The sequence below is a fragment of the Gordonia sp. (in: high G+C Gram-positive bacteria) genome (genome assembly GCF_012515855.1).
In the GTDB taxonomy this organism is placed as follows: Bacteria; Actinomycetota; Actinomycetes; order Mycobacteriales; family Mycobacteriaceae; genus Gordonia.
Genome location: NZ_JAAYXO010000204.1, coordinates 33,970 through 54,785 on the forward strand (window position 1 = coordinate 33,970; position 20,816 = coordinate 54,785).

19 protein-coding genes are annotated in these 20,816 nt (G+C 67.8%); 8 read left to right on the plus strand and 11 right to left on the minus strand.

The features are described 5' to 3' along the window. Nucleotides 1–57: 57 nt before the first annotated feature. Nucleotides 58–375, minus strand: coding sequence for a DUF2853 family protein (locus GX543_RS14735; protein WP_290852944.1), 318 nt, complete (start codon nucleotides 373–375; stop codon nucleotides 58–60). Between the two features lie 212 nt (nucleotides 376–587). Between GX543_RS14735 and GX543_RS14740 the strand changes: the two genes are divergently transcribed. Both GX543_RS14740 and GX543_RS14745 read left to right on the plus strand, forming a co-directional pair. Beyond that, complete coding sequence (locus tag GX543_RS14740) at nucleotides 588–1,799, plus strand: oxygenase MpaB family protein (RefSeq protein WP_290852946.1); 1,212 nt, start codon at nucleotides 588–590, stop codon at nucleotides 1,797–1,799. A 129-nt stretch (nucleotides 1,800–1,928) separates the two neighbouring features. Continuing rightward, nucleotides 1,929–2,417: a nuclear transport factor 2 family protein gene (locus GX543_RS14745; protein WP_290852948.1), complete on the plus strand. Its 489-nt coding sequence runs from the start codon at nucleotides 1,929–1,931 to the stop codon at nucleotides 2,415–2,417. A gap of 34 nt (nucleotides 2,418–2,451) precedes the next feature. Here GX543_RS14745 and GX543_RS14750 read toward each other — a convergent pair whose 3' ends face one another. Together GX543_RS14750 and GX543_RS14755 are read right to left on the minus strand one after the other, a co-directional pair. Next, a complete protein-coding gene (locus GX543_RS14750) occupies nucleotides 2,452–4,824 on the minus strand; it encodes an excinuclease ABC subunit UvrA (RefSeq protein ID WP_290852950.1) in 2,373 nt (790 codons plus the stop codon). Between the two features lie 106 nt (nucleotides 4,825–4,930). After that, entirely contained in the window at nucleotides 4,931–7,039 is a 2,109-nt protein-coding gene (locus GX543_RS14755) for a serine/threonine-protein kinase (protein WP_290852952.1), read from the minus strand. Nucleotides 7,040–7,196: 157 nt separating this feature from the next. On the opposite strand from GX543_RS14755, the gene GX543_RS14760 reads away from it, so the two are divergent. The 4 genes from GX543_RS14760 (at nucleotide 7,197) to GX543_RS14775 (ending at nucleotide 12,200) form a co-directional block, all read left to right on the plus strand. Next, nucleotides 7,197–8,246: a phosphotriesterase-related protein gene (locus tag GX543_RS14760; protein ID WP_290852954.1), complete on the plus strand. Its 1,050-nt coding sequence runs from the start codon at nucleotides 7,197–7,199 to the stop codon at nucleotides 8,244–8,246. 9 nt (nucleotides 8,247–8,255) lie between these two features. Next, complete coding sequence (locus GX543_RS14765; protein WP_290852957.1) at nucleotides 8,256–8,771, plus strand: Fur family transcriptional regulator; 516 nt, start codon at nucleotides 8,256–8,258, stop codon at nucleotides 8,769–8,771. Nucleotides 8,772–8,807: 36 nt separating this feature from the next. Further along, entirely contained in the window at nucleotides 8,808–11,012 is a 2,205-nt protein-coding gene (katG, locus tag GX543_RS14770) for a catalase/peroxidase HPI (protein ID WP_290852959.1), read from the plus strand. Nucleotides 11,013–11,165: 153 nt separating this feature from the next. Next, nucleotides 11,166–12,200, plus strand: a complete 1,035-nt coding sequence (locus GX543_RS14775; RefSeq protein ID WP_290852961.1) for an LLM class F420-dependent oxidoreductase — start codon at nucleotides 11,166–11,168, stop codon at nucleotides 12,198–12,200. Nucleotides 12,201–12,565: 365 nt separating this feature from the next. Here the strand turns inward: GX543_RS14775 and GX543_RS14780 are convergent, their stop codons facing one another. The 3 genes from GX543_RS14780 to GX543_RS14790 form a co-directional block, all read right to left on the minus strand. Then, nucleotides 12,566–12,850 carry a hypothetical protein gene (locus GX543_RS14780; protein WP_290852964.1) on the minus strand — a complete coding sequence of 95 codons (285 nt, stop codon included), beginning with the start codon at nucleotides 12,848–12,850 and terminating at the stop codon, nucleotides 12,566–12,568. 18 nt (nucleotides 12,851–12,868) lie between these two features. Then, nucleotides 12,869–13,684, minus strand: a complete 816-nt coding sequence (locus tag GX543_RS14785) for an adenylate/guanylate cyclase domain-containing protein (protein ID WP_290852965.1) — start codon at nucleotides 13,682–13,684, stop codon at nucleotides 12,869–12,871. Nucleotides 13,685–13,770: 86 nt separating this feature from the next. Beyond that, nucleotides 13,771–14,052, minus strand: a complete 282-nt coding sequence (locus GX543_RS14790; RefSeq protein ID WP_290852966.1) for a hypothetical protein — start codon at nucleotides 14,050–14,052, stop codon at nucleotides 13,771–13,773. A gap of 154 nt (nucleotides 14,053–14,206) precedes the next feature. Between GX543_RS14790 and GX543_RS14795 the strand changes: the two genes are divergently transcribed. Further along, nucleotides 14,207–14,551 carry an RNA polymerase-binding protein RbpA gene (locus GX543_RS14795; protein ID WP_290852968.1) on the plus strand — a complete coding sequence of 115 codons (345 nt, stop codon included), beginning with the start codon at nucleotides 14,207–14,209 and terminating at the stop codon, nucleotides 14,549–14,551. A gap of 119 nt (nucleotides 14,552–14,670) precedes the next feature. Here GX543_RS14795 and GX543_RS14800 read toward each other — a convergent pair whose 3' ends face one another. From GX543_RS14800 to GX543_RS14815, 4 genes are all read right to left on the minus strand, one after another. After that, nucleotides 14,671–15,447, minus strand: a complete 777-nt coding sequence (locus GX543_RS14800) for a polyprenol monophosphomannose synthase (protein ID WP_290852970.1) — start codon at nucleotides 15,445–15,447, stop codon at nucleotides 14,671–14,673. After that, on the minus strand, nucleotides 15,428–16,990 hold the full coding sequence (lnt, locus tag GX543_RS14805; protein WP_290852991.1) for an apolipoprotein N-acyltransferase: 1,563 nt from the start codon (nucleotides 16,988–16,990) through the stop codon (nucleotides 15,428–15,430). Before lnt ends, GX543_RS14800 begins: the two co-directional genes overlap by 20 nt. Nucleotides 16,991–17,097: 107 nt before the next feature. Beyond that, entirely contained in the window at nucleotides 17,098–18,714 is a 1,617-nt protein-coding gene (locus GX543_RS14810; RefSeq protein WP_290852972.1) for an amidohydrolase family protein, read from the minus strand. A 108-nt stretch (nucleotides 18,715–18,822) separates the two neighbouring features. Beyond that, nucleotides 18,823–19,362: an FxsA family protein gene (locus GX543_RS14815; protein WP_290852974.1), complete on the minus strand. Its 540-nt coding sequence runs from the start codon at nucleotides 19,360–19,362 to the stop codon at nucleotides 18,823–18,825. A gap of 138 nt (nucleotides 19,363–19,500) precedes the next feature. On the opposite strand from GX543_RS14815, the gene GX543_RS18820 reads away from it, so the two are divergent. Continuing rightward, entirely contained in the window at nucleotides 19,501–20,058 is a 558-nt protein-coding gene (locus GX543_RS18820) for a hypothetical protein (RefSeq protein ID WP_366929082.1), read from the plus strand. Here the strand turns inward: GX543_RS18820 and GX543_RS14830 are convergent. Then, nucleotides 20,055–20,804, minus strand: coding sequence for an SDR family NAD(P)-dependent oxidoreductase (locus GX543_RS14830; protein ID WP_290852976.1), 750 nt, complete (start codon nucleotides 20,802–20,804; stop codon nucleotides 20,055–20,057). The genes GX543_RS18820 and GX543_RS14830 overlap by 4 nt on opposite strands. Nucleotides 20,805–20,816 lie beyond the last annotated feature (12 nt).

Below are 20,816 nucleotides of genomic sequence, written 5' to 3' on the forward strand. Positions count from 1 at the left end.
AATGCGAAAGGCCGGTGTGCCGACGGAGGTCCGTCGGCACACCGGCCTCGCCGGGTCTTACTTGAGGACGTCGAGCTTGCCGAACTTCTCGGCGAGCAGGTAGTAGACGGCCAGGCGCGGGTTCGGCTTGCCGTTCTTCATCGCTGCGATGACCTCCGCGATCGCCTTGTCCAGGTCCGCGTCGGACTCGGTCAGGCCGAGCTTCTTCTTCAGGAAGTTCTCGCGAACGGTCTTCAGTTCCTCCGGGTCGCTCGCCGACACGAGGGATGCGTCGCGGTTGCTCAGGGCGAGGCGGTAGGTGGCCGCCATCTTGTCGATGATTGCCACATCGGCATGGGGTGCGTACTCCAGAACGCTTTCGCGGGCGTCGCTCATCTAGGGTCCTCCGATCAGATCTTCTTGTTCTTTCAGCGCACAGTACGCGTGGACCCCGACATCGGCAGCGCAAGCGCGCCGACATGTCGTCCGATCGATCGCTCACCGAAACCGCTCAACTGCGGATTGAGACGAAATGCTAGATTTATCGCAGCCTCGTGCCTACCGTGATGACGGAACGAATCGAACGGTTCGAGGGAATGGGGACGAACGTGAACGCAGGAGTACCAGAGCGCCATCCGGAACGGCCGCGGCGCGTTCCCGGGGGCATCGCGATGTTCGGCCGACTGCTCGGCGTCGGCGCACCGACCGACGCGGAGTTCGCGAATCTGGGCCGACTGCTGATGGCGGGCGACCCGATGATGGACGACGTGGTCGCCGAGATGTCCGCGCTCGGCATGCGGGAGACGAGGCCGCTGTTCGAGCAGGCACTGGTCGACGGTATCGATGCCGTCGACGATCCCCCGCCGCTGATGGAGGCCTTCTTTCGACACATCGAGGCGACGCCCGACTGGGTGGACCACGACCAGCTCACCCTCGCAGCGCAGGTGATGCAGAGCGGCGGCGCCGACGGCCTCTACATCGCCCGGGACGTCGCACTGTTGGGCGGTTACCAGTTCTCGGGCTTCAACCAGACGCTGTTGCGGACCGGTGCGCTCACCAAGGGCTCCAACAAGCGGTTCGCCGAGACCTCGCGATGGGCGCTCGATGTCATCAGCGAGGGCGGCCTGCAACTCCGCGGCGCCGGTTACCGATCGACCATTCGCGTACGGTTCATTCACTCGATGGTCCGCGGGCACGTCGAGTCGATGCCGGACTGGGACAACGACCGGTGGGGCCTCCCGATCAATCAGACCGATATGGCGGCGACGCTGGTCGGCTCGTTGGTGGCGCCGTCGATCGGGGTGGCCGGTCTGGGGCTGGTGAACAGTCCTTCCGAGTACCGAGCCGTCGGTCACCTCACCCGCTATGTCGGCTGGCTCATCGGGGTGGACGATGACTTCCTCCCCGCGGACTTCCGCGACGCGGTCCGCATCCTGGTGCACACCTCGGCCGCGCTCTCGACTCCGGACGAGACGTCGAAGGTTCTCGCCGCGCCGATGGTCGACGACCCCGATCAGTGGCATTACGACTCGTACCCCGGGGTGCGCCGGCGGATCGCGAGGTCCCAGCATCTCGGTATCGCCCGAGCGTTCCTGGGACGTGCGGCGCTGCGGCAGTTGGGCGTCGACGACTCGGCTCTCCCCTGGTATCCGCCGCTGGTCTTCGCCCTCAACCTGGCACGATCGGCGGCGGCACAGCTCCCCGGCGGGCGGCGACGTGCCGCCCGCGCGGGTGCGGAACGCGCCGACGCCTTCCTGTCGACGATGATGCCGACGCCGGTCGTGATCGGTGATTCGTCGGCGATCGCTCGCGCGGCGTAGGGCGACAGGTGTGGGACTGGGCCAATCCCGTGACACCCGAGGCGAATCGACGCCGGCCCGCAGCGGCGACACGATAGCGTGGCTGTTCGACACCGACCGTCATCGACACTGAATCGTGGGAGAACGCTGATGAGCGCAGACGACATCCGAGCCATCGAGACCTTGAAGTACCGGTACCTGCGTGCCGTCGACACCAAGGACTGGGCCGGACTGGAGGCCACGCTCACCGCGGACGTGCGGACCGACTACGGATCGCAGTTCGGCGGCCAGCCGCTGACCTTCCCGGACCGCGCCTCCGTCCTCGCCTACTTCCGCAAGGCCATGGGCGGAACGCTGGTCAGCGAGCATCACGTCGGACACCCGATCATCGAGATCGACGCCGCCGACCCCACGGTGGCGACCGGCAGCTGGTACCTGCAGGATCGGGTGATCGTGCCCGACCACGACGTGATGATCATCGGGGCGGCCTTCTACGAGGACACCTACCGCAAGACCGACGACGGTTGGCGGATCAGCTCCACCGGCTACCAGCGGACATTCGAGGCCACCAGCAAGCTGTCGGCCACCGGGTTCCACCTGACCCGGGGAGCCGCGCTCCCCGAGCCGGGCACCGTCTAGCTGGAACCGGGCCCCTTTTAAACGGGGCACCGTCTTACGAGGCGTCGACGTACTCGGCCAGGTGCTGACCGGTCAGCGTCGACCGCCCGGCCACCAGATCGCGCGGGGTCCCCTCGAAGACCACGCGACCGCCGTCCTGACCCGCGCCCGGGCCGATGTCGATGATCCAGTCGGCGTGCGCCATCACGGCCTGGTGGTGCTCGATCACGATCACCGACTTGCCTGCCTCGACCAGTCGATCGAGTAGGCCGAGCAGTTGCTCGACGTCGGCCAGGTGCAGGCCGGTGGTCGGCTCGTCGAGCACGTAGACATCGGCCTTCTCGGCCATCGCGGTGGCGAGTTTGATGCGTTGTCGCTCGCCGCCGGACAGGGTGGTGAGCGGCTGGCCCACTTTCAGGTAGCCCAGGCCGACGTCCGTCAGTCGGCGCAAGATCTTGTGCGCGGCCGGGATCCGGGCCTCGCCCTCGCTGAAGAACTCGGTGGCCTCGTCGACGGACATCTGCAGCACTTCGCTGATGTCGCGGCCGCCGAGTCGGTACTCCAGGACCGCGGCGTCGAACCGCTTGCCGTCGCAGACGTCGCACGGGGTCGCCACGCCGGCCATGGTGGCGAGGTCGGTGTAGATGACGCCCGCGCCCTTGCACGTGGGGCACGCGCCGTCGGAGTTCGGGCTGAACAGGGCGGGCTTGACGCCGTTGGCCTTGGCGAACGCCTTCCGGATCGGTTCCAGCAGGCCGGTGTAGGTGGCGGGATTGCTCCGGCGGGAGCCGCGGATCGCCGTCTGGTCGATGGTCACGACCTCGGCGTCCTTCGGCATGGAGCCGTGGATCAGTGAGCTCTTGCCCGATCCCGCCACACCGGTGATCACCGTGAGGATGCCCAACGGGAGGTCGACGTCCACCTCCTGCAGGTTGTTGGTGGACGCGCCGCGGATCTCGATCGCGCCGGTCGGCGTGCGGACCGCGTCCTTGAGGTGGGCGCGGTCGTGCAGATGCCGGCCGGTGAGGGTGTCGGCGGCGGTCAGGTCGGCGACGCTTCCCTCGAAGCAGATCTGACCGCCGAGCGAGCCCGCGCGCGGTCCCAGGTCCACGACGTGGTCGGCGATCGCGATGGTCTCCGGCTTGTGCTCCACGACGAGGACCGTGTTGCCCTTGTCGCGCAGGCGAAGCAGGAGGTCGTTCATCCGGGCGATGTCGTGGGGGTGCAGGCCGATCGTCGGCTCGTCGAAGATGTAGGTGATGTCGGTGAGTGATGACCCGAGATGCCGAATCATCTTGGTGCGCTGGGCCTCACCGCCGGACAGGGTGCCGGTGGGGCGTTCCAGGGAGAGGTATCCGAGTCCGATCTCCACGAACGATTCGAGCGCGGCGCGGAGTTTGTCCAGGAGCGGGGCGACGTTCGGGTCGTCGAGGCTCACCACCCAGTCGTGCAGGTCGGTGATCTGCATGCGGCAGGCGTCGGCCATGCTGACGCCGTCGATCCGCGCGTTGCGCGCGGGTTCGGCGAGCCGGGTGCCGTCGCATTCCGGACAGGCGGCCCTGGTGATCGCGCGTTCGATGAACGCGCGAATGTGCGGCTGGACGGCGTCGATGTCCTTGCTGAGCATCGACTTGGTGATCTTGGGGATCACGCCTTCGTAGGTGAGGTTGATGCCGTCGACCTTGATCTTGGTGGGCTCGCGGTACAGCAGGTCATCGAGCTCGCGTTTTGTGAACGAGCCGACCGGCTTGTCCATGTCGAAGTAGCCGCTGCCGCCGTAGATCCGGCCGTACCAGCCGTCCATGCTGTAGCCGGGGACCTTGAGGGACCCGTCCGCCAGTGACTTGTCCGCGTCGTAGATCTCGGTGAGATCGATGTCGGAGACGGTGCCCATCCCCTCGCAGCGCGGGCACATGCCGCCGAGCCGTTCGAAGGTCTGCTTCACGGCCTTGGCCTCGGAGTTCCGCTCGACCTTGACGGCTCCGCTCCCCCGCACGGTCGGCATGTTGAACGAGAACGCGTTCGGGCCGCCGATGTGGGGAACGGCGATCTTGCTGAACAGGATGCGCAGCATCGCGTTGGCGTCGGTGAGGGTCCCGACTGTCGAGCGTGGATTGCCGCCGATTCGCTCCTGGTCGACGATGATCGCGGTGGTGATTCCGTCGAGGACGTCGACGTCCGGGCGGGCCAGGGTCGGCATGAACCCCTGGACGAAGGCGCTGTACGTCTCGTTGATCAGCCGCTGGGACTCGGCGGCGACGGTGCCGAAGACCAGTGAACTCTTGCCCGACCCGGACACTCCGGTGAACACCGTCAGACGCCGTTTGGGCAGTTCGACACTGACGTCGCGCAGGTTGTTGACGCGTGCGCCCTGGACGCGAATGAGGTCATGGCTGTCGGCGGGTGCGAGACCCTCTCGTGTTGGCATGCCAGACATTCTTGCCTATCGGTCTGCACGCGCGACTCGATGCCGTGAGTGTCCGACTCGCCCGGGCGGTCGTGCCGGTTCTGCGAAGACGGCGGTGGGGTGTCGGTCAGCGAGTGCGGACCTTGAATCCCATCACGGCCTTCTCGACTTCGTCCTGCGTCGTTTTGTCGTCCGCCGGGCTCACTCCGAAGGAGAACGCCATCGGAGTGGTGTCGATGACGATCAGGATGATGTCGTCGCCGGACACCCCGGGGTGATTCCCGACGTTGATCCGTGCTCGCACCAAGGTCAGCGGGGTGCGGTTGTCTTCGAGCGTCGCGGTCCTGGTGTCGGTGATCCGCGGCTCGGACGGATCAGCGCTCTGGTATCCGATGCTGCCGGGCAGGCAGTCGATCAGCTTCTTCGCGATGGCGTCCGTGTTGCTGCCGAACGAGGTCGGCAGGTTGCCGACGGTGATCTGTGCGACCCAACTGGATGCCCCGGTGGGACGCGGCGCGGCCAGACCTGCGGCGCGGGTGGCGAACGGGATCTGCGACTGGGATTCCGGCGTCCACCCGGTGGTCGGCAGCTTGTCCGCGGGAATGGTGATGTTTCCGCTGGTCACGCTCGTCGGTGAGGTCGCGGCGTCGGTCGTGGTGCCGCGTGCGCACTGCGTGGGCACGCCGGCCACCACCGCGGGATCGGTGCCGAGGGTGGGTGTCGGGCTGCTGGTGGTGGTGGAAGTCGAGGGGGTCGTCGTGGTGGATGAGCTCGATGCCGTGGTGCGGGGTTCGTCGTTTCCGCGGAACAGGAAGTAGCCGCCGACGGCGATCAGAAGGATCGCCACGATCACCGCGGACACGATGCCGATGATCTTGCCCCTGCCGCCTGAACTGCCACCTGAACGGCCACCTGAGCCGCCGCCCGGGGATCCACCGGCGAGGCCGTATGGCTGCTGGCCGAATCCGCCCGGAGGGGGTCCGAATCCGCCGCCCGCGGGGACGGCGCCGTACGGGGGCTGGCCGGGCATCTGCTGTCCGGGCATCTGCTGGCCCGGTCCCTGGTAACCCTGCTGTATCGGGGGCTGCTGGTGGGGGCCCTGCGGAAACGGTGTCGACGGCGGCTGGCCTTGGGGCGCTGACTTCTGCAACTGCGGTCCCGACGGCGGTTGATTCGGCTGTGCCGGCCCGCTCCCGTGACCGGGAACCGTGCCGTAGGGAGTGGTGCCGCCCGCAGCCGCAGCCGCGCCGAACGGTGTCGTCGACTGGGGGGTACCGGATTGCGGGGCCTGCTGTTGGGGAGCGCTCTGCGGTGCCGACGGATTCGCCGGCTGCTGTGGGAACTGCGGCGCCGGATTGATCATCGTCGGCGCATACGCCGCCGGAGCTTGCGGCTTGAATCCGGGGCGAGTGATGGCGCCCTCCAGGTCGGAGGCGAACTCACCGCAGGTGCGGTACCGCCGCGCGGGGTCTTTCTCCATCGCGCGAGCCAGGACGGTGTCGACGGCGGGCGCCAGGGTCGGCAGGACTGTCGTGGCCTTCGGCGCGGGCGTGCTCAGGTGCGCGTTGATGATGGAGGTCGGTGTCTCCATCGGGAAGGGCGCGCGCCCGGTCAGTAACCGGAATGCGGTGCAGGCCAACGCGTACTGGTCGGATCGGCCGTCGAGTTTGCTGCCGCGGAGCTGCTCGGGCGAGCAGTACTGGATGGAGCCGACCGTCAGGTTGGCCGCGGTGAGCGCGGTGTCGTTGGTGATGGTCCGAGCGATGCCGAAATCGGTCAGGTACACCTTCCGGCGCGACGACGAATCGTCGACCAGGATGTTAGCCGGCTTCACGTCGCGGTGCAGCATCCCGTGCTCATGCGCGTAGTCGAGGGCGTCGGCGACCGCGTTGACGATCTCGCTGACCTTCCGCGGCTCCGGCACCCCGGATTCGCGCAGCATCGCGTCGCAGTCGGACCCGGGAATGTACTTCATCGCAATCCACAACTGGCCGTCGAACTCACCGCGGTCGTACACGCTGACGATGCTCGAGTGATCGAGCTGTGACGCGAGGTCGGCCTCGCGGGTGAATCGCGCACGGAACGTGGCGTCGTTGGTCAGCTCGCTCGGCAGTACTTTCAGCGCGTCTTCGCGTGGCAGGCGCGGGTGCGCGGCCAGATAGACCTCGCCCATTCCGCCCACACCGAGGTTCCGCACGATCCGATAATTGGCAAAAAGCTGACCGGCGCTCAACATGAGAACAGCCTAAGTCATGGGCCTGCGATTCCCGACGAGCACCGGAACGCCGAATGAGATGCCGGCTTCTGCGGTAAAGGCACCAACACCCTCGCCAGCGGCTAGATTTGGCAGAGATCAGGGTGCCCTTTCGGCATCGGTTTCAGCGAGAGGTGTCATGGAGAGCATCAACACCGCGACAGGTCTTGTCGGGGCGGACCGACTCGGAGTGACGCTCACCCACGAACACGTATTCGTCCTCAATGAGGACTACCGATTGAACTTTCTGCCCGACTGGGACGAGGCCGCCCAGATCGCGAACGCGGTCGAGCGACTGAACAGCCTGAAGACGGCCGGCGTGGACACCCTGCTGGACGTCTCCGTGGCAGGCCTCGGACGTAACGTCGAGCGCGTCGCGAAGGTCGCGGCGCAGGTCGAGGTGAACATCGTGCTGGCGACGGGGCTGTACACCTTCCACGACCTCCCGTTTCAGTTCCACTACACCGGTCCGGCGCTGGGGTTCGACGGTCCGGACCCCCTCGACACGGCGTTCATTCGAGATCTGACGGTCGGTGTCGGCGATACCGGGATCAAGGCGGGCTTCCTCTTCTGTGCGATCGAAGCCGAAGGTCTCAGCGCCGGCGTGGAGCGGGTGATGCGAGCGGTCGGACGTGCCGCGGTCGCCACGGGGGCGCCGGTCATCGTGCACACCAATCCGCACACCAAGTCGGGTCTGGTGGCGCAGCGAGTGTTGGCGGAGGAGGGCGTCGACCTGACACGCGTTCAGATCGGGCACTGCGGCGACACCACAGACCTCGACTACCTGATGCGGGTCGCCGATGCCGGCTCGATTCTCGGTCTCGACCGGTTCGGGCTCGACGTCTTGCTCCCCTACTCCGATCGCTTCGCCACGTTGATGGCGTTGATCGACAAGGGCTACGCGAATCAGATCGCGCTCTCGCATGACGCCTTCTGCTTCAGCGACTGGTTCGACGAGGCGAAACGGCAGGAGGTCGCGCCCGAGTGGGACTACTTCCAGGTGACCGGCCGGGTGATCCCGGACCTGCTGCGCGCCGGAGTCACCCAGCAGGTCGTCGACGCGATGATGCAGTACGGCCCGCGGGACTTCCTGGCCCCGCCGAGCACGACTCCGGCGGCGCTCGCCGTAGCGAACTTCAATCAGACGGCGAATCCACATAAAACTGGACTGAGTCCAAAAAGCATGTAGAGTGGTGTCATGGCCGCCAGAGATCACAGCGCAAGCATTCGAGATGCCGGATTGCGAGTCACCCGGCCTCGTCTCGCTGTGCTGGCCGTCCTCGACGCTCACCCGCACGCGGAGACCGAAGAGGTCCTGGCGGCAGCACGGCAGGAGCTGCCGGGGGTCTCGCGGCAGGCCGTCTACGACGTTCTGCACGCACTGACCGACGCCGGGCTCATTCGCAGAATCCAGCCGTCCGGCCATGTCTCCCTGTACGAGACCCGCATCGCGGACAACCATCACCACCTGGTCTGCCGGGTGTGCGGCACCGTCCGTGACGTCGACTGCGCGGTCGGCGAGGCCCCGTGCCTGCACGCATCAACCGACTACGGCTTCGCCATCGACGAGGCCGAAGTCATCTACTGGGGCGTGTGCCCCGAGTGCACCGCGGGCGACGCGACCGCAGTCGTCCCCAGCGCGACAGACCCCAGCGCGCCCGACCACACCCCGCGTGAACCGGAGGATCCCGGCCGCGCGACACGTAGTAACTGATCGTCAACCCGAGTTCGTTCACCGAAAGGAACTGAAGTGTCCGACCAACAGCCCGCATCGCAAGCAACCGGCTGCCCGGTACACGGGGGCCAGATGGCTTCTCCGTCCGAGGGTGGCGGCAACCGTGACTGGTGGCCCAAGCAGCTCAACCTCAAACTCCTGGCCGAGAACCCGGCAGAAGGCAACCCGATGGGCGCCGACTTCGATTACGCCGAGGCCTTCGAGTCGCTCGACCTCGTCGCCGTTCGACGCGACATCGAAAGTCTCATGCTCGACTCCAAGCCGTGGTGGCCCGCCGACTACGGCAACTACGGTCCCCTCTTCATTCGGATGGCCTGGCACTCGGCGGGTACCTACCGCGTGGCCGACGGCCGCGGCGGCGGCGGCCACGGCATGCAGCGCTTCGCCCCGCTGAGCAGCTGGCCGGACAACGCAGGCCTGGACAAGGCACGTCGTCTGCTGTGGCCCATCAAGAAGAAGTACGGCAACAAGCTGTCGTGGGGCGACCTGATCATCTTCGCAGGCAATGTTGCCCTGGAGTCGATGGGCTTCAAGACCTTCGGCTTCGCCGGTGGTCGCACCGACAAGTGGGAGCCGGAAGAGGTCTACTGGGGTCCGGAGACCACCTGGCTCGACGATGAGCGGTACACCGGCGAGCGCGACCTCGACAATCCGCTCGCAGCCGTCCAGATGGGTCTGATCTACGTCAACCCCGAGGGCCCGAACGGCAACCCCGATCCGCTGAAGGCGGCCGTCGACATCCGCGAGACCTTTGCCCGCATGGCGATGGATGACGAGGAGACCGTCGCCCTCATCGCCGGCGGCCACACGTTCGGCAAGACGCACGGTGCGGCCGTCGCCGACGAGTACGTCGGACCGCTCCCCGAGGACGCTCCGCTGGAGGACATGGGCCTCGGTTGGAAGGGTTCGTACCAGACCGGAGTCGGTGTGGACGCGATCAGCTCCGGCATCGAAGGCGCCTGGAACAGCACTCCGGTCACCTGGGACAACAACTTCTTCTGGACCCTCTACGGCTACGAGTGGGAGACGTACACCGGCCCGGGCGGCGCCACGCAGTGGCGCCCGAAGGACAACGCGGGCAGCACGAGCGTGCCCGACGCGGGCGACCCGGACAAGCGCCACCAGCCGATGATGCTCACCACCGACATCGCGCTGCGCGAAGACCCGGCGTACGGCAAGATCTCGCGCCGGTTCCTGGAGAACCCCAACGAGTTCGCCGACGCCTTCGCGCGTGCATGGTTCAAGCTGACCCACCGCGACATGGGTCCGCTGTCGCGCTACCTCGGCAACGAGGTGCCCTCCGAGGAGCTGATCTGGCAGGATCCGGTGCCTGCGGCCGACTACGAGCAGATCGACGCCGCCGATGCCAAGGCGATCAAGCGGCAGATCCTGGACTCGGGACTGACGGTGGCTCAGCTGGTCAAGACGGCGTGGGCGTCGGCGGCATCGTTCCGCGGCAGTGACAAGCGCGGCGGCGCCAACGGTGGACGCGTTCGTCTGGAGCCGCAGCGCAGCTGGACCGTCAACGAGCCCGCCGAGCTGGAGAAGGCGCTCACGGTTCTGGAGGGCGTCGCGGAGGCGTTCAACGCCGAGTCCGGCGCCAAGAAGGTCTCGGTGGCCGACGTGATCGTCCTGGGCGGCGCGGCGGCGGTCGAGAAGGCCGCTGCGGCGGCCGGTCACACCGTCGAGGTTCCGGTCTCGCTGGGGCGCACCGATGCGTCGCAGGAGGACACGGACGTCGATTCCTTCACGGTGATGGAGCCGCGTTGGGACGGGTTCCGCAACTACCTGGCCGCTGATGCTCCGATTCCGGCCGAGTACCTGCTCGTGGACCGTGCCCAGCTGCTCGGCGTCACGGCGCCGCAGATGACGGCGCTGGTCGGTGGACTCCGCGTGTTGGGCGCCAACCACGGTGCGTCGCAGCACGGTGTGCTGACCGATCGTCCGGAGGTCCTGTCGAACGACTTCTTCGTGAACCTCCTCGACATGGACACCGCGTGGGCCGAGGCGTCCGACGGCTCGTACGTCGGCACCGACCTCGCTAGCGGAGACCAGAAGTGGACCGCCTCGCGGGCCGACATGGTCTTCGGCTCCAACTCGCAGCTGCGGGCGCTGGCCGAGGTCTACGGTTCCGACGACGCGACCGGCAAGTTCGTCGACGACTTCGTCCAGGCGTGGGCACAGGTCATGGACGCCGATCGGTTCGATCTGCACGGCTGATCGTCACTCGAATCCCGTTCCACCGCGTCCCGTCGGAGCTCGTCTCCGGCGGGACGCGGTGCGTTCTCCAACCCTTTCCCCTCGGCCGCGGACGGAATGACTGAAAACCGGCTTACCCTGTCGACACGGCGGGACGATCGATAGCCTCGTGACATGAAACTTGGTCTGCAACTTGGGTACTGGGGCGCACAGCCGCCCGCGAATCACCGCGAACTGGTGGCCGCCGCCGATCGGTCGGGGTTCGACGCCGTCTACACGGCCGAGGCGTGGGGGTCGGACGCCTACACTCCCCTCGCCTGGTACGGCAGCGAGACCGAGCGCGTACGACTCGGCACCTCCGTCCTCCAGCTGTCGGCGCGCACACCGACCGCGTGCGCGATGGCTGCGCAGACGCTCGATCATCTGTCGGGCGGTCGACACATCGTCGGGCTGGGCGTCTCCGGTCCGCAGGTGGTCGAGGGCTGGTATGGACAGAAGTTCGCCAAGCCGCTGGCACGCACCCGCGAGTACATCGACATCATGCGCCAGGTCTGGGCCCGGCAGGCGCCGGTGACGAACGCCGGGCCGCACTACCCGTTGCCGCTGGCCGACGACGATGCGACCGGCCTGGGCAAGCCGCTGAAGTCGATTGTGCACCCGCTGCGCAATGACATCCCGATCTTCCTCGGCGCCGAGGGGCCGAAGAACATCGCCTTGGCCGCGGAGATCGCCGACGGCTGGCTGCCGCTGTTCTTCACGCCGCGGATGGCCGACCAGTACAACGCGTGGCTCGACGAGGGCTTCGCCCGCGCAGGCGCACGCCACACCCGTGAGACGTTCGAGGTCGCGGCCGTGGCGCAGATCGTGCTGACCGACGACCGGGACGCCGCCTACGCCGCCATCAAGCCGTTCCTGGCCCTGTACATGGGCGGCATGGGCAGCGAGGACACCAACTTCCACGCGGAGGTGTACCGCCGGATGGGCTACAGCGATGTGGTCGACGAGGTGACCGCGCTGTTTCGTTCCGACCGCAAGGACGAGGCCGCGCGGATCATCCCCGATGCGGTGGTCGACGACTCCGCGATCGTCGGCGACGAGAGCCACGTGCGCGAGCAGATCAAGGTATGGGAGAAGGCCGGCGTCACGACGATGCTGGTCTCCGCGGGCTCGACAGCGGAGATCGAGCGACTTGCGTCACTGGTGGACTGACCGAAAGTAAACCCAAGCTGTCGAAGGTGAACGGAAAGTGAACGAGAGCGGAATGGAGCTTGACTTCAGCTGGACGTTAGGTTACAAATGAATGGACAGAAACTAGCGGAGAGGGTTCCACGATGCGTATTCGCACCAGTTCGACCTTTGCGTCCAGGATTCGTAACCTCGCTCACCTCGTGTCTGAGCGAATGAACCAGAGCGCGAGCCAGCGCCTGACCATGCAGCTCGGCAACTCGCCGATCGCAGTGCTCGGCGCGGCATAGTCCCCGGCACCAGCCAACAACGACGCCCGACGGATTCTCCGTCGGGCGTCGTTGTTTCAGCGGAGATTCAGCGCTGTCTGTATCTCAGCGACTCTGCTCTCAGTGCTTCTGCGGCGGTCTGGGGACGGCGCTGGTCAAGTGCCACGACCCGCAGACGCACTCGTACGACCGCAACGACGGACGGCTCTGCGACTGCCGAGCAATCGCCAGAATCGCGCCGGTGACCGCAGCCAGGGTCGGGTAGGCGATCTTCTCCGGTGTGGGGCACGAGAACTGCACCTGCGGAACCGCCCGCTTGCGTTTACGAGGCTTGGCGTTGGCTGCAGCCGTCCGCGATTCGATCCGCCGGTAGAACTCGTCGAGTTCGTCGTCGTCGAACGGCATGAGATATCGAGGCCGCGGCTATCGGGGATCGCTGTAGCGGGGCAGCACGCGGAAGACCTGAAGCTCCTTCGGGACGCCCTTGGCGCGGAAGCGCCGCCGCCGGACGAGAAAATCGTCGATGTCGACCTGTGCCAGCGCGGCGTCGCTCGCGAGCACCTCACCGCCTCCCGCCGCGTCACACACACGCGCGGCGACGTTCACGTCGACCCCGATGAAGTCGTCGCCGACCGCCCGCGGAGTTCCGGTGTGCAGACCCGCGCGCAACGCCGGACGGAAGTCGCCGACCACGATCGCGCTGACGGCGCCCACGGCTTCGTGGGCGGCCGCAATGGCTGCTGCCGCGTCGACGAACACCGCCATGGTGCCGTCGCCCAGCGTCTTGACCACCTGTCCGTGGTGCGCGCTGATCACCTGCTCGGTGGCAGCGTTGACCCGGCGGAGGAGGTCGAGGACCTGGTCGTCGCCCGCACGCAGCGCCCAGGACGAGAAGCCGACGAGATCGGTGAACAGAATCGTCGCGTGGACGGGCCCGGAGGGTTCGGGGCGACGGCGCTCCACCATCGACTGCCAGACCGCCACCGACGCCAGCCCCAGATCACGCACCGCGCTCGGGCGATCGGGACGGACGTCGTTCAGCAGGCGCGCCACGCGGTCCGAGGTCCGGTCGCCGGGAGCCAGTCGGTTCTCGCCGGGCGCGAGTTTACGAGCCAGACGGGCCGCACGAACGGCGGCCTGGCTCTCGTCGGTCCGCGCCAGCAGTTCGCTCGCACGGTGCAGCGCCGACGGGGGTACGGCTACGGCGTCGCGCTCGCTGGGATGGCGTTCGTCGTTCACGTTGATTGATCTTAGTGACTCGCGGTCACGGGATTCCGATACCGAGGGCGGTGACGTGAATCTCGCCGGTGCGATCCCGCGCCGGTTCAGCGGAGTCGTTCCGCTTCGTGCGCCAGCTTCAGCAGTTCGGCGGCCAACTCCTCGAGGGTGTCCTGATCGGCCTTCTCCCCGATGGCCGTCGAGAGATCCTCGGCGGCACAGCGCAGCAGAAACATCCGGTCCCCGAGGCCCTCGGCCTCGGTGGGACTCAAGATTATCGCGTCCTCGGGAATAGCCGTGCCCTCGACGAGCGTTCTCTGTTCATAGGCGCGTTGGCGGCACGACCGCTTGCAGTACTTGCGCCTGCGACCCCGTTCGGAGTCGACCATCTGCCGTCCGCACCAGGCGCACGCGTACGGGCGTTGGCGGGAAGTCGGTTCGGACACGGGCTCGGACACAAAGGAGACGGTACCGCGTCAGTCTCGCAGACGCGCGGACCGCGTAGAATGGTTCTGTTACCCGACCGTTTGAGAGGAAGACTTCATGGCTGATCGAGTTCTACGTGGTAGCCGGCTCGGAGCGGTTAGCTACGAGACCGACCGCGACCACGACCTCGCCCCGCGTCGGCTCGTCCAGTACCGCACCGACAACGGCGAGATCTTCGACATCCCTTTCGCCGACGAAGCGGAGATCCCCGGCACCTGGCCGTGCAAGAACGGCATGGAGGGCAAGCTGCTCGAGGGTGGCGCCCCCGAGGAGAAGAAGGGCAAGCCCCCGCGCACGCACTGGGACATGCTGCTGGAGCGTCGTTCCGAGGACGAGCTCGAAGTGCTGCTCACCGAACGCCTCGACTTGCTGAAGCAGCGTCGCCGCGGCGGCGGCGCCTGACCCTGGCGTCAGGCACAGGCTGAGAACACAGATCGGCCCCGGGAGCATCTCCCGGGGCCGATCTGTACGTTGCCGGTCGTGTTTACTGCTGGCGACCTGTCTCGTTCTTGGCGAAAGGTCTACTTTCTGGCAAATTTGGCCAGCCGGCCTGCGATGCCCCATCGGGCGACGTTGAGGAACGATTCGGCGATCACGCCGCCGTCCATCTTCGACTCGCAGATCGCCCGTTCGGTGAACGTGATGGGCACCTCGCGGATGGTGAAACCGTTCTGCAAGGAGCGCCACGCCAGGTCGATCTGGAAGCAGTAGCCCGCCGACTCCACCTGGTCGAGGCCGATCTTCTCCAGCACCTCGCGGCGGAACGCGCGGTAGCCCGCGGTGATGTCCTTCACCTTCGCACCGAGAGCCAGGCGCGCGTAGGTGTTGGCGCCCTTGGACAGGAACTCCCGACGTTTGGGCCAGTTGACGAGCTGGCCACCCGGCACGTAGCGCGAACCGATGACCAGGTCGGCGCCGTCTTTGATCGCATCGAGCAGTCGGTGCAGCTGCTCGGGCGCGTGGCTGCCGTCGGCGTCCATCTCGACGATGACGGCGTAGTCGCGCTCGAGTCCCCACGCGAAGCCCGCCAGATATGCCTTGCCCAGTCCGTCCTTGACGGTTCGGTGCATCACGTGGATGCGTCCGGCGGCATCGTCGGCCGCCAACTGATCGGCGACGTCGCCGGTCCCGTCGGGGCTGGAATCGTCGACCACCAACACGTGAATCGCCGTCTGCGCGGTGAGCAGCCGGTCGACGATGACCGGGAGGTTCTCGCGCTCGTTGAACGTCGGAATGACGACAAGGGCGCCTTCGCCGTCCGCGCCGACGAGGCGGGATTCAGGAAGCCTGCTGGCCATCGTGCTCCTTCTCCGTGACCGGTACCCTCCGACCGGTGAACATATCGAGGCTAGTGCGTCGACCCAGCGCGTACAAAAAAGCGATGGCGGTCACGAGGATCACCAGGCGCTGAGGCCAGGGTCCGAAGCGGACCGCCAGGGTCTCCCCGGAACGCATCTGGATGCTCGATTGCAGGATGTCCGGAGTGAAGATCTCGCTGCTGGAGATCAGTGATCCATCCGGTGCCACCAGCGCACTGACCCCGCTGGTCGCCGCGACCACCACGCTGCGGCCGGTCTCGACGGCCCGCACCTGAGACATCGCCAGTTGCTGGTAAGTCATGTCGGTCTTGCCGAAGGTCGCATTGTTGGTCGGGACGAACAGGAACTCCGCGCCTTCGCGGATCGACTGCTGCGCGGCCCGGTCGAAGGCGACCTCCCAGCACGTGGCGACACCCATCGTCACCTCACCGTCGCGCGTCGGCACCGTGAGGACGGCGGGACCGGTGCCGGGACGGAAGTCGCCCGCCCGGTCGGCGTACGAGGAGAACAGCCGGAAGAAGTCGCGCCAGGGCAGGTACTCGCCGAACGGTTGGATGATGTGCTTGTCGTAGCGACCGGACGGCTCCGGATCGCCGAAGCCGTCGGTCTCGCCCCACAGGAGGATCGAGTTCGACGCGCCGCCGCCCTCGTTCGGAATCCACGTGCCGAACGCGATCGGTGCGCGCGCCGCGGTGACCGCGGCGCGAATGCTGTCCGCCGAGTCCTGGTAGACGGTCGGTGGCGCATCGGCGGCGTTCTCCGGCCACAGGACCATGTCGGGTTGCGGACGGCTGCCGTCGATCACTTCGGCCGACATCCGCAATGTCTGCCGAACGTGATTGTCGAGCACGGCGCGGCGTTGGGCCGCGAAGTCGAGGCCGAGGCGCGGTACATTGCCCTGGATCGCCGCGATCTCGCGCTCGCCGACTGTCGAGGTCAACGGGCTTCCGGTCACCGCGAGGATGCCGCCGACGGCCAGCGGAAGCACCACGGCGGCGAGGGCGAGGCCGGCCGTCGTCGAGCGAAGCACGGAGCGGCTCCGACCGATCAGGGTGATCACGAAGGCAGCGGCGGCAGCCCCGCTCAATGCGATGACGCCCGAGACTCCCGGCGCGCCGATCACGGATGTCAGCGGCAGGTACCAGCCCTCCACCTGACTGAATGCGGTATTGCCCCAGGGGAACCCGCCGAAGGGGAAAGCCGAGCGGATCGCCTCGATCGTGACCCAGCTGAGAGCGAACCACAGGGGCCGGAACCGCAGACGCATCGTCACCGACGCCAGGGCGCCGAACAGCGCGGTGTACAGCGCCATCACGACCGCCAGTGCCAGCCACGGCAGGGGGCCGACGTACTCGCCGATCCACGGCAGCAGCGGCACGAAGAACGCGAGGCCGAAGACGAATCCCGAGCCCGCATTGCTGCGGGTCGACGGTCGTCCGACGGTCATCGCCGCGTACAGCAAGCCGAGCGCGATCGGTGCCAGCCACCAGACGTACCGGTTCGGCGGGAAGGTCGCGTACATCAGGCCGCCCGCCGCAGCGGCGACGATCACCCGGTGCCACCAGGTGACCGCGAACGACGGCTCGGAGGTATCGCGGTCGACCGGATCGGCCACGGACGTCGAGGTGCTCACGCGCGACGGAAGATGGTTCGGCCGGCGGACACCGTCTCCACGCAGACCGGCAGCTTCGCGTCCGGGGACACGTCGGGCAACGCGGGCACCCGGGAGCGCGGATCGGTCGACCAGCGCTGGACGCCTTCGCTGGACGCCGCCACCACCAATTCGTCGACGTCCCACACCGCGTAGTGCGCTGGAGCGCCGGGCACCAGGGTCCCGGTGACGCCGTCGTTGATGCCTGCCGCTCGCCAACCGCCGCGCGTCGATGCCGCGAAGGCCGCGCGCGGCGAGATGGAACTGGTCGCGGTGCGGTGATGCGCGGCGGCGCGAACCGTCGCCCACGGGTCGATGGCGCACACCGGGGAATCGCTCGAGAAGGCCAGTGCCACTCCGGCCTTGGCCAGCATCGCGAAGTCGTTCAGGGAACCGCCGCGCTCGCCGAGCCGCTTGGCGTACAGGTCGTCTGCGCCGCCCCACGCGGCATCGAACAGTGGCTGCATGCTGGCGACGGCGCCGCAGCGAGCGAAGATCTCCGCCTGCTCGGGAGTCACCATCTCGGCGTGTTCGAGGCGGTGGACGCAACTGGCGAGAGCCGGGGTCCCGAGTTCGGCCGCCAGCACCTCGAGTGCGGATGCGACGGCGGCCGCGGCGGCGTCGCCGATCATGTGGAAGCCGGCCTGCACGCGTGCCTGTGTGGTGGCCCGGAGGTGGTCGAGGATCACCTGCTCGGACAGGTAGCTGACGCCGCTGGTACTGGTCCAGTCGGTGTACGGCTCGCACAGCCAGGCGGTGTGCGAACCGAGTGCCCCGTCGACGAAGAGGTCGCCGCCGATCGCGTCGGCTCCGGTGCGGGCGAGGATGTCGGCGACCTCATCGGTGGAGGCCGCGGCCTCGCCCCAGTAGCGACGCACGGCGACGCCGTGGTCGATGTCGGCGATCGACCGGAAGTCGTCGATGCCGCTGATGTCGGGGCCGCCGCTCTCGTGGACCGCGACCACGCCGCGGGAGGCCGCGTGGTCGAGCGCCAGGAGCTGTGCCCGACTTCGCGCCGAGGCGCTCAGGAGGTTGCGGGCGGTGGCCCGGACGCGATGGTGGGCGTCGGCGACCAGCGGCTGCTCGGGCGAGTAGCCGTGTTCGGCGTCGAGTCCGGGGACCAGGCGGCGCAGGGCGCTCGACGCGGCCGCGGAGTGCTCGTCGATCCGTGCGAGGTACACGGCGCGGCCGCCTGCGACAGCGTCGATATCGGAGGTGGTGGGCGGCATGTCTTCGCCCGCGACGTCGGCCGCCCAGGCCGACGCGTCCCATCCGAGACCCCAGACGAGTTCGTCGTCGTTACCTGCCAGGTACTCGGCCAGCTGTCGGAGGCAGTCGGTGCGGCTCGTGGCGCCGGTCAGGTTGAGGCCGCCGAGCGCGATGCCGGTGTCGGTGAGATGCACGTGCGAGTCGACGAATGCGGGGCTCACGAACCTGCCCTGCAGGTCGACGACCTCCGCGTCCGGGTGCAGGGCGCGTCCGACGTCGTCGGACCCGACCCACACCACCGTTCCGTCGGTCACCGCCATCGCCGTGGCATCGGGGGTTGCCGGCGAGGAGTAGACCATGCCTCCGAGGAGCAGCTGCGTCGTCACGTCGGCCATTCTCCCAGACATTCCGCCGGGTCCGCCCGTCACCTTGCTCACGTCGGCGTGGCAGCAACGCATTCGGCCCCTACGGGGCCGTGAGCGGTCCCCCGCGATTCACTCCCCCGCGGCGCGCGGCAGCTTGGGCAGATCGACGAAGACGGATCCGTCGGGGTTGCGGACGGTGGTGTCGACGACCACGCCGTCGACGGTGCCGTCGATGTACTCGTGCTCGCCGAAGCCGAATCCGCGACCGCCCGCGGGACGACCGCCGATGTTGACCACCGTCAGCTGGTCGGCCATCAGGGTGGCTCGACGGGTCGCGGTCGCGGCGACGACGGGACTCAGCAGCTTCCGCACCGGTCGCGCCATCAGGATCAGACCGACGACGGTCGAGACCACGCCAGGCAGAATCGTCAGCATCGCGGCGACGCCGAACAGCGCGGAGTCGGTCAGCGGTTTGCCCGGGGCGATCTCCTGGCGCATCGCCTTGCGGACGTCGGTTCCGAGGTGGCGTGCGCGGCGAGCGAGCATCACATAGCCCAGGCCGGTGGCGGCGAGCGTGATGAGCAGAGCCCAGCCGAAACCGAGGAAATGGAACATCGCCCAGAAGGCTGCGATCTCGGCCACCACGTAGCCGACGAAGATGTAGCGCATATCAGGTCCTCTCTGGCATCGTCCGCGCGTCCACAGCATCGTCGTCGAAGGCGCAGCGGTGCGTTCTCTTCAGTCAACGCGCGGGACGCCGGTTTTGCTCCCGAGTCCCGCCCCTGTGGCAGGACTTACTCTGGAGGGATGCAGAATCCAGGCGACCGACTCGTCGCGCGCGTGAGGCTGGCCGATCGGCGGATCGAGGCAGAAGCCCTCGAGCTGCTGGCTCTGGCGGTCGAGGAGTTCGGCGACGGTCGGATCGAGATCGCCGCGCACGCACACCTGCTCGTCTACGGAATCGCGGACGTCCACGCGGAGAGCTTCGGCGATCGGCTGCGGGAGGCGGGATTGAGTACGACCGGGTCGGACACGGAAGTCGCGGACAGCGGGGACAGCACCTCGCCGCTGGCCGCACTCGCGGAGCCCGTCGAAGGGCCCGCCGTCGGGTGGTTCGGGCAGGCGGACGGTCGCGTCCTACTGGGAGCGGTGACCGAACACCGGCGCCTCACGGTCCTGCAGGCCCGGTACGCCGCGGCCATCGGGACGCCCGTGCACTTCACCGCGGCGTCGGAGATCCTGATCCCCGACCTCACCGAGGGCGTTGCGGAGACCGTGGTCCGCGTCCTGGCGCCGCAGGGCTTCATCTTCGACGCGAGTTCGCCGTGGGCTCGCGCGGACCGACCAGGTCTCAGCGCGGACTAACGCGGAAGCCGACGCCAGACGGCGCGCGGCAGCAGGCGCATCCCGAAGAACATCGGTCGGAGGACACCGGGGATCCAGACCTCGCCCTTGCCCTTGCGGTAGGCCTTGGCGACGGCGTCGGCCACTTGATCGGCGGTCCGCGAGAACGGCGCGGGCTTCACCCCGGACGCCATCAGTTCCCGCGTCATCTCGCCGATCACGAACCCGGGTCGGGCCAGAAGCAGATGCACGCCCGACCCGTGGAGCGCGTCGGCCAGCCCGCTGGCGTAGCCGTCGAGGCCGGCCTTGGTGGATCCGTAGACGTAGTTGGCACGTCGGACGCGAACGCCCGCCACCGACGAGTACGCGATGATGGTGCCGCTCCCCTGCTCGCGCAGCGCCACGGCGAGGGGCGTCATGACGCTGATCTGCGCGTAGTAGTCGGTATGCGCGATCTGCAGGGCGTGTTCCACATCGGTCTCGGCGCGTGCGGCGTCACCGAGGATGCCGAACGCGATGATCGCGACGTCGATGGACTCGGAACCGGCGAACAGGGCGTCGATCAGCGGCGGATGCGACGCGATGTCGTCGGCGTCGAAGGCGACTGCGTCGACGGCAGTCGCACCGGCGTCGAGCAGTTGCGCGGTCTGCTCCGCGAGGTCGTCGGGGCGGCGCGCCGCCAAGACCACGCGGTTGCCGTTCGCCAGGCGTGCTGCGGTGGCGACGCCGATCTCGCTGCGTCCGCCGAAGACTACGATTGTTCCCACGACTGCCAGTAT

Bases quoted from the DNA above. Each gene is read 5' to 3' on its own strand.
- GX543_RS18820 (WP_366929082.1), top strand. From the start codon at position 19,501: ATGCAGAATCCAGGCGACCGACTCGTCGCGCGCGTGAGGCTGGCCGAT.
- GX543_RS14735 (WP_290852944.1), bottom strand. From the start codon at position 375: ATGAGCGACGCCCGCGAAAGCGTTCTGGAGTACGCACCCCATGCCGAT.
- GX543_RS14795 (WP_290852968.1), top strand. From the start codon at position 14,207: ATGGCTGATCGAGTTCTACGTGGTAGCCGGCTCGGAGCGGTTAGCTAC.
- GX543_RS14755 (WP_290852952.1), bottom strand. From the start codon at position 7,039: ATGTTGAGCGCCGGTCAGCTTTTTGCCAATTATCGGATCGTGCGGAAC.
- GX543_RS14815 (WP_290852974.1), bottom strand. From the start codon at position 19,362: ATGCGCTACATCTTCGTCGGCTACGTGGTGGCCGAGATCGCAGCCTTC.
- lnt (WP_290852991.1), bottom strand. From the start codon at position 16,990: ATGTACGCGACCTTCCCGCCGAACCGGTACGTCTGGTGGCTGGCACCG.
- GX543_RS14760 (WP_290852954.1), top strand. From the start codon at position 7,197: ATGGAGAGCATCAACACCGCGACAGGTCTTGTCGGGGCGGACCGACTC.
- GX543_RS14765 (WP_290852957.1), top strand. From the start codon at position 8,256: ATGGCCGCCAGAGATCACAGCGCAAGCATTCGAGATGCCGGATTGCGA.
- GX543_RS14750 (WP_290852950.1), bottom strand. From the start codon at position 4,824: ATGCCAACACGAGAGGGTCTCGCACCCGCCGACAGCCATGACCTCATT.
- GX543_RS14800 (WP_290852970.1), bottom strand. From the start codon at position 15,447: ATGGCCAGCAGGCTTCCTGAATCCCGCCTCGTCGGCGCGGACGGCGAA.
- GX543_RS14775 (WP_290852961.1), top strand. From the start codon at position 11,166: ATGAAACTTGGTCTGCAACTTGGGTACTGGGGCGCACAGCCGCCCGCG.
- GX543_RS14790 (WP_290852966.1), bottom strand. From the start codon at position 14,052: ATGGTCGACTCCGAACGGGGTCGCAGGCGCAAGTACTGCAAGCGGTCG.
- GX543_RS14780 (WP_290852964.1), bottom strand. From the start codon at position 12,850: ATGCCGTTCGACGACGACGAACTCGACGAGTTCTACCGGCGGATCGAA.
- GX543_RS14745 (WP_290852948.1), top strand. From the start codon at position 1,929: ATGAGCGCAGACGACATCCGAGCCATCGAGACCTTGAAGTACCGGTAC.